Consider the following 13583-nt stretch of genomic DNA (forward strand, 5'->3'; position numbering starts at 1 on the left):
GGTGAAACGAGCATCGACGGTAACGTATTCTGCAAACCCTCCATCGCGTCCGTATCCCGTGAATACGGGATGGTCGCATAGATTTTCACGGTCCGTCGTGCAGTATCGGCAGGTGCCATCGGTACCGCCAAGCCAGGCAACGCCAACGCGATCTCCAATTTGAAGAGAACTAACGTTCGTCTTCACGACCTCGCCCACGATCTGGTGCCCGGGAATGATGGCCTTTTTGATCGGAGGAAGGTCACCTTCAGCGATATGGAGGTCAGTATGGCAAACTCCACACGCCACAACTTTCAGTAACGCTTCACCGGGCAAGGGCGAGGGCACTGGGACGTCCCGCAGTACCAGCGGTGAGGTCTCAATCGGCGCCGGCTGTTCCAGGACTGCAGCACGCATCGGAGAATTCCTCGATGATCCATCATCGTACCGTCCTGGTAATTGGAGCAATCACTCCGTTCGGAGCGCGGTCATCGGGCTTACGTCCGCTGCTCGTCTTGCCGGCAGGTAGCCGGAGCAGACAGCGACAGAGAGCAGAAGCAGAATCATTCCGGAAAATGTGATCGGATCGCCAGGCTCCGTTCCATAAAGCAATGCGGTGATGGTTTTCGCCACCATGAAGGAAACGATGGTTCCAATGGCTATGCCGATGACCGAAAGGCGCACCGTTCTCCCAATAACACTGAACAGTACGCGGCTGCGTGTTGCCCCAAGAGCCATGCGAATGCCAATCTCCTGTGTCTGGCGGGCAACTGAGTAGGAGATGACACCGTAGATTCCAAGGCATGCAAGCAAAAGCCCAACAGCGGCGAAGATTGCGACGAGGAACGCAAAGAAGCGGCGAGGAGAGATGCTGTGGTCGACCAATGCCTGCAGTGGGCGGAGCTCTACCGCGGGCTGACCAGGGTTGAGTCGCCGCAGGGTAGAAAGTAAGGGAGCTRCAAGAGTATCCGGTGGCATGGAACTGCGAATCACCAGTTCTGCGCCATCTTCGCCCCATCCCTGGGCGATGGGCAGATAGACCTGCCACGAAGAACTCGCTTCGACGTTGGTTTCATGGATATCTGAGACAACACCAATGATGCGGACGTCTTTCCCGCTCATCACCACCATGTGATMGATCGCATCGCCATTGGGGAACAGGAAGCGTGCAGCCTTCTCATTGATGATGATCACCGGTTCGTTGGTAGCGTTGTCATTCCAGGAGATATCACGCCCACGAAGATGCATTCCCATGGTTGGGAGATAGCCCGGAGAGACGACGTAAACGAATGTGGACGGACGCTCGTTCCGCCCATACATCACCCCTTTTACTCCAGGAGGGCCCCAGGTGCGATTGCGTGCGAGGGGAAGATTGTCGGAGAGACCCGCAGTCTGAACTCCCGGAACCATGGAGACTTCGTGCATCAAATTGCGATAGAAACTGTATCGATCCTCATTCTTCAGGTTCGGCACATCAACCGTGATTGACGCGGATTGTGATGGCCGGAAACCGAGATCAACATCCATGACATGGAGAAAGCTCCTCAATAGGAGGCCTGCGCCGACGATCAGGACACAGGCCAGGGCGATCTCACTCACGACAAGCGCATTGCGCAGCCCTTCGTGCCGTTTGCCTTCACTGGCAGCCGGTCCACTGTCTTTAAGTCGAGACTGAAGGCCAGTATCGGTCGCTCGAAGGCTGGGGATTGTGCCAAAGAGGACCATCGCGATCAGGCCGAGAAGCATCGAACCGGAAGCGGCGAGCAGGAAGCTCTCCGTGAGCAACTGCCGTATCAGTCGCCCGCGGCTGGCGCCCAGCGCAAAGCGGAGGGAAAACTCTTTGCTGCGCGATGCCGCACGGCCAAGCAGCAGATTTGAGAGATTGACACAGACGATCAGTAGGATGGTCGCAACTGCGGCCCAAAGAACATAGAGAGAACGGCGAAGCTGCCCGGCAACATGTTCCTTCATCGGGACAGCGATGGCTCGGCCATAGCTGCCCTTACTATCGGGGAATTTCTTTCCCCAATAGAACTGAGGGAACAGCGTTGCGGTTTCGGCCGATGCCTGCTGCGCGGGAATGCCCGGCTTTAAGCGCCCGATAAAAGTCAGCGTATTTCMGGAGTAACGGATCGCCTCTACATTCAGAGGCGTGAGCACGTCTACGCGTGTGCCGGGCGAAAATGTAGAACCGAAATCGAAGCTCTCCGGCAGTATTCCGACAACCGTTACTGGTGTGTTGTCGATGGAGACCGCGGTATTGATCAGGTCGCGGTCTCCATGGAAGCGCGTCATCCAGAATTCATGCGAAAGCATCACAACCGGTGAAGCGCCTTTAATCCCGTCTTCCTTGCGGAAGTCTCTTCCAAGACCAGGCGATRCGCCAAGTACGTTAAGAAAGTTGGGAATGACATCGATCCCGCTGATTGGTCGCGGAATGCCGTTCCCGGTAAGTTTATGGTTGTTGGGCGAACTGAATGCAAAATAGCCCGTCACGCCGCTGTAAGAGCGATTCATGTCGCGCAGGTCTTCATACGCGTCGACCGAATAGGTGGAACCGGAGAGCCCGCCGCCGGCATCTGCGGGCTGAATCCATACCAGCGCTTCGGGATCGTGAAAGGACAACGGTCGTAAAAGGATCGTGTTCACCAGGCTGAAGACAGCGATATTGGCTCCCATCCCGATTGCGAGAATCGCAACAGCAACCACGGTAAAACCGCGATCTCGCTTCAGGGAACGAAGGCTGAACTGAAGATCCTGCCGCAGGGTGTCTAACCATGCCCGCGGATGCTGATCGTGACATTGTTCGCGTGCAGCTTGCATGCTGCCGAATTCAATGGAAGCCTGACGGCGGGCTTCGTGAGGTGACAGGCCTGACGCAATCTTTGCCTCGACGGCGTGCGCCATATGAAGGCGCAGCTCTTCGTCGACTTCCGTCGAGGCGTTGTGCTTGCGAAAGATATAGCGGAGGCGGGAGATGGCTTCGCGGATCATGCGAACTCCTCTCGGGATGCGTTAAGTACCGTAGAGATCGCGGTGCTCAAGCGCTCCCACTGTTCCAGCTCGGACCGTAGTTGTTTGCTGCCGACAGGCGTCAGGGAGTAGAACTTCGCCTTCCGGTTGTTCTCTGAGGCTCCCCAGGAAGCTTCAATCCAGCCCTTGTATTCGAGCCGATGCAGCGCGGGATAAAGAGAACCTTGCCCAATCTGGAGGACATCCGCTGAGATCTGCTGAATGCGAGTGGCGATGCCCCAGCCATGCATGGGGCCGTGAGCGAGGGTTTTCAGGATAAGAACGTCGAGTGTTCCCTGAAGAATGTCAGTGGACGGCGGCATAGACTCTCCCCTTGATATTCGACAAAAGGGTTTCGTATCTCATGTCGAATGTCAAGGGGAGGATGCCGTGGATCTGCGATCAGGCCTTCGAGCTAACCATTTGGAGCTCCTGCGGGCCGACGCTTCCGTCGAGGAGATCGTCGAGCTGCTTGGAAAACGCCTGGAAATGCGGGGTAGCGTAGTGGTACTCCAGGGCCGCTTTTGAGACCCAGTTTTCATAGACGACCCATGTATTTGCGTCATTCAGGGAATGGTGCAGGTCGTAATTGATGCAACCCTCTTCTGCGCGCGACGGTGGCACAAGTTCGAGAAGCGCCTGTCCAAGTGCCTCGCTCTTACCCGGCTTCGCTATCAGGGTTGCAATGATCGTAAGTTGCGGCATCGTTCCTCCGATTCTTATTTTGTGGTGGCTAGGTCCAGATTATTACTGCAATGGCTTCAAGGAGACGGTCTTTCCGGTTTGCACTGAGGTGCGAGCGGCGTCGAGGATCTGCATCACGATCAGGTTCGTGTCCAGGGAAGACAGATCGCCCTGATCTTTGACCTCTCCATGAAGAACGGCAGCCAGATATTTCAGAGAACCGGATTGGTCGGCGGGAAGCGAGGGAGAGGTTCCGGTCTGCTCTTCGGATTCGCCGACGAAGCGTTTGCGTGCATGGGAGGGGCCAACGGTAAAGACGGTTCCCCGGGTTCCGTAGAGCTCCATATCTTTGCGGGCGAAGCTCCAGTTCCACGACGCCATCAGAACTGCCTGAGCCTTCGGGTAGCGCACGATGATCGTTGCATCGTCGTCGACGTGCGGATAGATCTCCGGCTTGTCGGTCTGAGCGGAGGCGGTGACAGAGACTGGAGTTTCTCCATGCATCAGTACTGTGGCAAGGTCAGCACCGTAGCAGCCGAAATCGAAGAGTGCACCTGCACCATTGCGAACGGGATCGGTGAGCCAGGGAAGCCATTCCGGGCCGACGCCAATCTCCTTCGGGCCTTCGTGCCCATCGTGCACAACGACTTTCCGTACATCGCCTAGCTTGCCATTGGCAGCAAGGCTCAAGGCTTCAGCGTTGGAGGAGTACCACGTCGTCTCATAGTTGACGAGGACATGCACGTTGTAACGTTTTGCCGCGTCCCGGATGGCGAGCGTATCAGGCATGGTCGTCGCAAGGGGCTTCTCTACCATGGACGAGATGTGATGACGGGCAGCGGCCTCGATGACGCGGCGATGGTCCAGGATGGTGGTGTAAACCAGTACGGCATCAGGATGCGTGCTGTTGAGCGTCTCTTCCAGGTCGGCATGGAAGAGGGAATGGTCGAGAGAGAACTGCTTCTCGTACTTGGCGGCGAGCGCGGTATCGGGTTCCACGATTGCGACCAGTTGAGCATCCGTGGACTTGGGAAGATCGCGAAGGAAGCCTTTGACGTGGCCGTGCACGAGGCCGACGATCGCGACTCGAATCGGCTGCTGTGCGCGGAGCACAGGTGCGAGTGCGAGGAAGAGAAGTGCCAGGGGTAGTCTCAATTTCACTTGGGTCAAGCTCCTTTGCCGTCAGAGCATTTTCCCTGTAGGTGTGGTGTAGGGCTTCTGCATCGATGAGCGTTTTCCGCGATGAAAACGCCGCTGCACGCCCCTTCCGGGATACCTAGCAACAGGAAAAATGCTCCAGAAGGCAAGTGTGCCGTGTCGCTTTGATGGTGGTCAAGCAAACCGGAGGAAACCCAACATCTTGCAGAATACGGTGGCTGAACAAACGAATATTCTCGGTCCAGCCACCATAGGACACCTGGCCCTGGTCTTCGCGGTTATGTTGTGCTTGCGCTGTTCCGGCTGCGATACAGCATGACAGGCCGCCGTGCCTGCATCGTGACCGTGACCTCGCGGCCTGCCTGCTTCAGAGAGACGGGTTCTTTTCTGTCTGGGAAGAGTATCGCGCCTGTGACCTCCTGGGGGTTCCAGGAGGAGGGCAGCGTCGCGGTCAACGGGCCATCATGGACGGAATACATGGCGATGCGATCATTCCCCAGGGGGCAGAAGACGGCGTCCTTTCGTGCCACCTCCGCTCCGTTGAGGATGACTTTGTAACTCTGATCTTGCCAGTCCATCTCGATGGAGTTGCCGGAGCCTTCGAGGTGTGTAACTGTCCGGTCTTGAGTACGCTGAAAGCCCTCGATGTTGAGCAGGTGCAGACGGAACCACGGCACCATTGTCAGATAGAAGGAGTCGAGCATCTTCTCCTGTGAGGCATCTCCATTGAAGATGGAGTGCTGTGCTTCACCGTAGAAGGTCATGAGAAAGAGTGGAAGCTCGCCCGCGTTACCGGCGCGGCCCCAGACTGCGCTCTTGCGGTAGATCATGGAGAGCATCGGTACTGGCTTTCCACCGAAGGGGCAGGGCTTGGGACCGCCCGCGTACCAGCTCATGCTCATCTTGCCGATGAATGGATAGCGAAGCCCTTCCGACGTGACGTCGACGCCGTGCTTGGCGAACTCTTCCATAATGCGGTAACGGCCCGCATTGAGATTACGAATGCCGCTGGCTGGATGTTTGGAGTCCCAGTCGTTGCGGATAGCGTAGTACGAGAGCACGTCGACATGGATGGTTCCCGGCAGCTTGTAGCGTTCGCAGGTATAACGGACGCGATCCGGACCTGGGCCTTCCATATACTTGGCCAAGCCCTGAATGTACGATTCTTCGCCGGTCCATTCGCGGCTCTTCCAGAGCTGGCCATCGGGTTTGCGGGCGATCATCTCTTCGTTCCATGCCGGGCTGCTGCGATATGCGTCGTCGTAGTTGTCTGAAAGGCTGACGGTTGTGTTCAGAGCCTTCGCGCGGTCCATCAGACGCATCATGCCGTCATAGCCTCCAATGCGTTCATCCACAACGTTCACCGCGGGGTAGCCCGTGTCTTTTCCGCGGAACTGCCAGCCCCACAGGTGAACGAGTTGCGGAGAGCCATCAGTCAGGGCATGGATATCTCGAATGATTTGTTCGCAGCGCTCAAAGGTTGCTGACGGTTTGGGAAACTTCGGCTCGTCAACCCGAATGCCATAGATGAACTTGTCATCGTAGAAGTGATTGGGGATGGCAGGCATACGTGCCCGGACAAGTCTTGCTCCATCGACCCAGTCGAGGACCTTTCCGCCTGCTTCCGGTTCAAGGAAGTCGAGGCGGCAGGTAGACTTCTGCTCTACCAGTAGGTTAGGCGTAGCGTTGTTGCCACAGCTCTTCGGAGCGCCGCGTCCCAGGTTCATGTCGTAACAGGCGCTTCCGTCAACACGATGAACCTTCGTCGTTCCGAGCGCGGCGATTCTTTCGGGGGCTTCGCCTGTTACCGACAGGAGTGTGCCATCCATGAATGCCGTCGTCTCCTGCATGCAGACCGTGCCGGAGTGCCCGGCCATGATGACGGGAAGAACGCCGTTGATCTCTCCCCAGAAGGTATTGAGAGGCAGCTTTCCGGCCTTGGCATCGCGTAGCGAGACCAGATCGCCGCCGTCGTCCGCATGGGCGATCCATGCATTTGGATCAGATTCGTGCACGCTGACAAGGGAAGGCATCGAGAGTGAGATCAGCTCAAACCCGGGTTGCTCCTGTACATCCTCGAGCGTGACTTGAATGCGCCGCCCATCGATCGCATAGCGCAGGATGAAGTTTGCCGCAGGTGCGGAATCGCAGGTCGCCTGGAAATGAAAGTCGGCCGTAGACCGCGTTGTCTTTTCGGCGGAAGGCCGTATCTCCACATCACTGAAGGCGTGAGGTTCGCGCTGGAAGAGGCGGACCTTCAAGGGGGTAGCAGGTGCGCTTCCGCGATAGAGTTTGCCGGAGCGGAGCAACCGATAGGAGACAGGCAGGCCGGTCGTTGCGTCGAGTTGCAGAACGAGATGGAGCGATCGCAGCGAGGTGGTGCGGCCTGCAGAAACGGGCGCGGCCGGCTCAGAGAAGAGATCGCCGGTCTTTGCCATGGCCATGCCGGCGGCACTGATTTTGAGAAGGGTGCGGCGGCTCAGGCCATCGGGGCGAACGGTCATGTGTGCTGCTCCTTGTATTGCCTTGTGGGGACGAGCGTTGATGCGCTCGTCCCGATGGTTAGAAACTAAGTTTGCCGCCAAACTGCAGTTGGCGTACGGTACCGGCCCCCGTGATACGACCGAAGGTTGCCGTACCGATGGTGCCRCCCGGATTGGAGTAGCTGGGGTTGTTCAAGGCGTTGGAGGCCTCTGCCCTGAACTGGAACTTGACGCGCTCCGTAATCGGGAAGGTACGCGCCAGATTAAGATCGACATTGTGATACGCGGGGCCCGTCAGGAAATTACGAGGCGTGTTGCCGTTAACTGGAACACCATTCGTGGGTACAGCGTTCTGAACAAATGCTGATGTATTGAACCATTGGCTCAATGAGCGCTGCACCGCATTCGGCTCGCCTATCACGGAGGCGCGGTCGTTGGTCTGCCCGTCCAGGTTGGCATCGAGTGAATTCAACACAGTAAAGGGAGAACCGCTACGGAGACGAGCGAGAGGCGAAATCTCCCATCCCTTCGTGACCGCTTTGAGCCAGCGTTGTGATCCGCTGTAGTAGTCCGGCTGCCAGACGATGCCGATCGTAGACATCTGGCGGTAGTCATTGTCGGTGCGGCCACGTTCGTCGCGCAGGCGTGTGTAGTTCTGTGCTGTGCCTCCGGGGCCTGAGCTTTCAAGTCCGACGCTGGAGAGCGACTTCGACCACACATACGTGCCGCTGACAGAGAGATGGTGAGACATGCGCTGCGTCACCGTCGCCTGCAGCGAGTGATACGAAGATGACTGGTTGGACTCAGTGCGCAGAATTGTGCCAAACGGCTGGTAAGGTCGGCGGCACTGAACGTTACCCGTGGTTGCAGTGAGTGTTGGCGTGCCTGTTGCTCCGGTGGTGCATCCCGAACTGCCGGCAGCAAGACCATAGTTTGTGTTGAGGCCGGGGTAGTTGAGATCGGGAGCGTAGACCTGATTGCGGCTGAGTGCTCCCACATACGCGAGCGAGATGCCCCAGGAGTTTGTAAGTTGCTGCTGGACAGATAAGTTCATCTGCACGGTGTAGGGGGAGTCAGCCGACTTGCTTGTCGGCTGAATGGGGCCGGCTACCGGAAAGAAGTTGCCGGTGTATGGAAAGATATTGCCGGAGGGCTGGCCACGATACGGATTCGAAAGGCTGGCGCCCGTTGTGCTGGAGACGACCGGGAAGCTGTAGCGGATAGCGAAAGGAATCGTATTGCCGCTGGCCATCCAGCTCTCTTCCGAGAGTGAGCCCCAGAAGAGTCCTGCGCCGCCGCGGAAGGCGGTTTTGCCATTTGCAAACGGATCATAAGCGAAACCGAGGCGAGGAGAGAAGTGGCTATACCGCACAGGGGTGATGCCGCGGGAGATGCCTGCGTCGCCGGGAAAGAGCAGGCCAACAGGTGCATTCGGACGCACCGTAGATTGCTGCCCGGCAACAAAGCTGGATTCGCGATTCGCCGGATCGACCGGAGGCGTCTGAATGTCATAGCGTAACCCCAGATTGACGGTAAGCTGCCGATTGAGGCGGAGATCATCCTGCAGAAAGAAAGACGAGGTCAGAGTGACAGCAGAGACGGAAGCAGGCGCGTCCTGCTGTGCCGAACTGGGGAGACCGAGCAGGAAGTCGCCAAAGCCGGCAAGCCCTGTCGACTGACTGCCAACGCGGGTGACGCCTCCATTGAAGGAGAAGCTTCCCCAGTTATTCAGATTGGCGACCTTCTGCGATTTGTCGAGAACGGCCTCGCCCCCGAATTGAAGCGTGTGGCGGCCGCGCGTCCAGGTGACCAGGTCACGGACGGCATAGTTGTTCGTGAACCCGGGACCGGAGTTCGTTTGCCCAAGAGTGAAGTATCCAGTGATGGAGAGATTGGGCAGCGCCTTTGGCCCTTGCGGAGCAAAGGCAGAGCCGAAGTCAGCAAGCGAGAGGGTCGGGGTGTTGACGCGGTTTGAGAGCAGGCGCGTGTAGGAGATCCAGGCATTGTTGACGATGGCCGGCGTGATGGTCCAGGTGTGCGCAAGAACGAAGTTCTGCTGCCTCCAGAGCATGTTCTGCGAAGAGTAGGGGACATTGCTTGATCCGCCGCGCGCTCCATTAAAGCCGCTGGAGTTAAAGTAGGTGCCCGACAACTGCTGGTTTGCGCTCAGCGTGTGGTTCAGCTTCAGCAGGAAATCATCAGTGTTGTAGGGAGAGTTGTAATAGCCCTGCCATGAAGGATAGGCGCCCACTGAGCTGGAGAACGTCGTATTCGGCGCCGGCAGATAGCTCTGCATGAATCTCGTCGCAACGGGATCGAGATGGGCCGCGGGAATGATATTGCCTGGATATGTGGTTCGGCTGGCGGTGCTGGAGCTGCTGTATGGATTGCAGATCAGATATTTGCCGCTTGCAAGGTCGGCAGCCGATAGGACCGGGGCAGAACCTGACGCGCACGAGTAGGTCGAGCTTGAGGAAAGACTAGCAGGGAAGTGATCGCTCAGGTTGCCGGCCTGATTTGCGGCTGTGGGAATGATGGAGTTCTGCAGGAAGGTGCCACTGGTCTGGCGAAGGCCTGCATAGGAGCCGAAGAAGAACGTCTTGTTGGGTACGATCGGACCGCCAAGCGTCGCGCCGAATTGGTTACGGTGCAGAGGAGATTTCGGGAGTGTGGCGTTCGATCCCCAGTCGCGCGCATTGAGCTTCTGGTTACGAATGAACTCGAAGACCGTGCCGTGGACCGTGTTCGTTCCGGACTTGACCAGCGCATTGATAATGCCGGAAGCAAAGCGTCCGTACGGCGCACCGTAGTTGCTGGTCTGAACCCGAAACTCCTGCAGCGCGTCAGGATTGGGAAGAATGTTGCCCGAGTTGCGCAGACCGGTCATATTCGGCGCGCCGTCAAGATAGTAGTTGACCGAACCTGCACCGTTATCACTGCCGCCGTTGATCAGGGTGATCTGCGCGGGCGCGCCAAACGACTGAATGTTGGAGTTGGTTTGCACGCCGGGTGTCAGGTCGAGCAACTGATACGGATTTCGGTTCACCAGTGGCAGCTCGATCATCTGGCGTGAGTCCACGGTGGTTCCAACCTCGGCATTGACGGTGTTGACCAGCGGCGCCGAAGCCGTGACCTCAATCGACTCCGTCACTTCGCCGGCGGAGAGCGCAATGTCGACGCTTGCCGGCGCTCCTGCATTGAGCGTGATGCCTCTCTGCACAAACCGCTTGAAGCCGGGCATGGATACGGTGACGGTGTAGTTGCCGGTCAACAGGAAGTCGATGCGGTATGCCCCATCGCTCCCTGTCTGCGCAGACTTCGACTGACCGCGATCAGTATCCGTGGCGACTACGGTGGCATCTGCGATGGCGGCTCCGGTGGGATCCGTGACCGTGCCGACGATCGAAGTTGTAGTGACTTGGCCGAAAAGTGCAACGGGGGCCGCAAAAAGCAACACGAGGAATAGGGCGCGATACACGTATGACATAGTTTGATGTCCAAACAAATGAAGCTGGAACTACGCCGTTTTTTTACTCTTAGAAAGTATTTGTTGTAAATAAAAAACTGCATCTGGTTCGAAAAAGGCCGAATACGGGTGTCTCGATAGGCTTTCGTCTAAACATTTTTATTCGCGTTACTGATGATCGTCATGATTACGCTGCGAGGGGGAATAGAACCGGATTGGACGTATGCGCGTCGTTCGCCTTAAATAAATCTGCGCTCCTTGTGGAGCGCAGACCTGGGTGTGGTTAAGGGAAGCAATAAATCGTATGTGGTGACTCGCCCTAGACTCCGACGAGGACCTGTTTTTCTGAGCCCTCGATCATGCTGGTCAAGCGGCTTACAACCTCATTCAGCAGACTCGACTGTACGGTGAGTTCCATTGCTGCCGCGGCGCTCTGTTCGGCGCTTGAGGCAGAGGTTTGGGTGACACGCTCCATGGCCGAGATCGACCGGGTAATCTGATCGATGCCACGAGTCTGTTCCATGCTGGCTGAGGTGACCTGATCCATCAGGGACTTCACGCGGTTCGACTCAGCGGTTGCGATTCCGAGAACCTCAACGACCATGTCGAGCTTCAGCTTGCCGGCATGGGAACCCCGCATGGACTTGTCTACGATTACAGACGAGTCCTGGACAGCCTGGGCGCAACGCTGTGCCAGATTGCGAACCTCTTCCGCGACGACGGCGAATCCGGCTCCGGCCTCACCTGCGCGGGCGGCCTCTACAGCGGCGTTCAGCGCGAGGATGTTGGTCTTGAAGGCGATTTCATCAATCACGCGAATGATCTTCGAAACCTCGTCGTTCGATTTCTGGATCTCATTCATTGCGTCGACGAGTTCCACGAGGGATTGATTCGTTTGGACGAACCTCTCCTGCGATGCGGCCACAAGATCGTGGGCCGAACGGCAGTCATCGGTGCTGCGAGCTGCCATGGCATTGATCTGCTGTGATGAAGCTGAGGTCTCTTCCAGCGAGGCTGCCTGGTTCGAAGCTCCCTGAGCCAGCGATGCGCCGGAGTCGGAGACCTGACGCGCGGATGCGGCAACACGGCGCGCACCATCGGCAAGGCGTTCCGCCAGACTACGCAGCGGAGAAGAGACCTGCTTCTCCATCACGAAGATGGTCAGGCCGGCAAAGCCCGCGGCAATGCCGAACAGGACGAGGGTCAACCAGCGCTGCCATCCGTTGGAACTGTTGACAGCGGCAAACTCAGCTTGAAAGGCCTTGTCGCCGATGGCGGAGGCCATATCGTCGAAGGCCTGCTCCATCTTGCTGTTGTCCTGGGCGAGGCTTGCAAGAGAGTTCTGTGCTCCGTCGGTCATGCTGTCCGGAGAAGAGACCATCTTGGTGTAGGTGCTCTTGGAACGCTCCCGAAGGCCCGCATAGAAATCTGCTGCATCAGCGACCTGCTTTTGCAGCGCTGGGACTGTCTTGAGCTTATCCTTGGCTTGCTCCAGTGCTTCGGTGGCATTCCTGGCATCGTCATCCGCGGCCGCCAGGGCTTTGGCGTCCTGCAATAGTACGGCGTCCTTATAGTCCTTCACAACGGCTTGAAAGCTGCTGTGGGCGCGGTTGATGCTGAGTGTTGCCGGATAGATAGCACTCGATACCTGAGACAGATGCTGCTGCGTGCGGCCGGTGGTCCACTGCACCAGAGCAAAGAACAGCAAGTAGCCGCCTGCCAAGGCACCGACGCCAAACAGTAGTTTGGCTCGAATGCTGAAGTGTTTCATGTTTTTAATTCCTCCATCGCGATGTAAGAGGTGTGTCGCGCGTCGATGGCGAGGCACTCTAGGCGTATTCCTCACACATCATTTATCGGCCAGGGGTAAAAAACATTACTGTAACTAGCGGTTACCACTGGCGATTACCGTTGGGTTCACTCTCCTGTCATGTTGCCGAACTGTCCGTCGATAGAGAGTTTGAGACCGCGCGTTCATTGTCGCGGTACGCGATTTTTTAGGAGTTTCTAAGATGAAGAGGTTTCTTGCCTTTGCTGCGGCCATGTTGRTGGGCGCAGTTATTCCAGGTCATAGCCAGAGTCTTGACGAGTTGAATGTTCAGATCCACGGATATGCTACGCAGGGCTTCCTGTACACGACGAACAACAATATCTTTACAACCAAGTCCAGCGATGGCAGCCCCTCATGGGATGAAGGCGTCCTCAATATCAGCGCACAGCCGGCCCAGAAGCTTCGCGTCGCTGTCCAGGGCCGCTACTTCGTACTTGGCAACTTCGGCAATAAGATCACTGTTGACTACGCGATGGCCGACTTCAAGGCGAACGATCACTTTGGCGTTCGCTTCGGTAAGGTAAAGACCCCTTCGGGCCTGTTCAATGAGACGCAGGATATCGATCCTTCCTATATCTGGGCGTTGCTTCCGCAGAGCATCTACCCCATTTCCAGCCGTAACTCGCTGCTCTCGCACTTTGGCGGCGTGGCCTACGGCTCGTTTGTGCTTGGCCATAAGCTCGGCAAGATTGAGTACCGCGGCTTTGCCGGTCAACGTACCCTGTCCAGCGATGACGGCTACTTCGTCAATCAGACCGAGGCGGGCATTCTACTTCCGAACGGGACTCACCAGAACATGTTTGGCGGAGCTATCCATTGGAAAACTCCTCTCTCCGGCCTGATGATCGGCGTATCCAACATCAAGAACATGAAGGGTTCGGATGTGGTTACAGCCGGCAACGGAGCGATCTCGGGTACGCAGTCGCTCAACACATTCAACCTCCCGAACTACTTCGCTCAGTATGAGAAG

The 13583-nt window shown here is 57.2% G+C and carries 8 protein-coding genes and 1 pseudogene; 1 reads left to right on the forward strand and 8 read right to left on the reverse strand.

What is annotated here, in order from left to right:
* From AB4043_RS02200 to AB4043_RS02235, 8 genes and pseudogenes are all read right to left on the reverse strand, one after another.
* Positions 1-396, reverse strand: a 396-nt coding sequence (locus AB4043_RS02200) for an alcohol dehydrogenase catalytic domain-containing protein (RefSeq protein WP_442306421.1), incomplete at its 3' end; no start/stop codon positions are given.
* A gap of 51 nt (positions 397-447) precedes the next feature.
* A complete protein-coding gene (locus AB4043_RS02205; protein ID WP_442306422.1) occupies positions 448-2973 on the reverse strand; it encodes an ABC transporter permease in 2526 nt (841 codons plus the stop codon).
* Positions 2970-3314 (reverse strand): PadR family transcriptional regulator, encoded by a 345-nt coding sequence (locus AB4043_RS02210; protein ID WP_442299069.1) that lies wholly within the window; start codon positions 3312-3314, stop codon positions 2970-2972. Before AB4043_RS02210 ends, AB4043_RS02205 begins: the two co-directional genes overlap by 4 nt.
* A gap of 79 nt (positions 3315-3393) precedes the next feature.
* Positions 3394-3696 carry a putative quinol monooxygenase gene (locus tag AB4043_RS02215; RefSeq protein ID WP_442299070.1) on the reverse strand — a complete coding sequence of 101 codons (303 nt, stop codon included), beginning with the start codon at positions 3694-3696 and terminating at the stop codon, positions 3394-3396.
* A 42-nt stretch (positions 3697-3738) separates the two neighbouring features.
* Positions 3739-4836, reverse strand: a complete 1098-nt coding sequence (locus tag AB4043_RS02220; protein WP_442299071.1) for a Gfo/Idh/MocA family protein — start codon at positions 4834-4836, stop codon at positions 3739-3741.
* A gap of 275 nt (positions 4837-5111) precedes the next feature.
* Positions 5112-7337, reverse strand: coding sequence for an endo-alpha-N-acetylgalactosaminidase family protein (locus tag AB4043_RS02225; RefSeq protein ID WP_442299072.1), 2226 nt, complete (start codon positions 7335-7337; stop codon positions 5112-5114).
* A gap of 58 nt (positions 7338-7395) precedes the next feature.
* Positions 7396-10803, reverse strand: a complete 3408-nt coding sequence (locus AB4043_RS02230) for a carboxypeptidase regulatory-like domain-containing protein (protein ID WP_442299073.1) — start codon at positions 10801-10803, stop codon at positions 7396-7398.
* A 298-nt stretch (positions 10804-11101) separates the two neighbouring features.
* Positions 11102-11653 (reverse strand): annotated as a pseudogene (locus tag AB4043_RS02235) (methyl-accepting chemotaxis protein); the annotation flags it as partial.
* Between the two features lie 1141 nt (positions 11654-12794).
* On the opposite strand from AB4043_RS02235, the gene AB4043_RS02240 reads away from it, so the two are divergent.
* Positions 12795-13583: hypothetical protein (locus AB4043_RS02240; RefSeq protein ID WP_442306423.1), on the forward strand; the 789-nt coding region annotated here is incomplete at its 3' end.

The sequence above is a fragment of the Terriglobus sp. YAF25 genome, from assembly GCF_052113305.1.
GTDB lineage: Bacteria > Acidobacteriota > Terriglobia > Terriglobales > Acidobacteriaceae > Terriglobus.

What these genes read in the sequence shown, in the direction of transcription:
- AB4043_RS02210 (WP_442299069.1), bottom strand. Translation starts at nt 3,314, where the DNA reads ATGCCGCCGTCCACTGACATTCTTCAGGGAACACTCGACGTTCTTATC.
- AB4043_RS02215 (WP_442299070.1), bottom strand. Translation starts at nt 3,696, where the DNA reads ATGCCGCAACTTACGATCATTGCAACCCTGATAGCGAAGCCGGGTAAG.
- AB4043_RS02225 (WP_442299072.1), bottom strand. Translation starts at nt 7,337, where the DNA reads ATGACCGTTCGCCCCGATGGCCTGAGCCGCCGCACCCTTCTCAAAATC.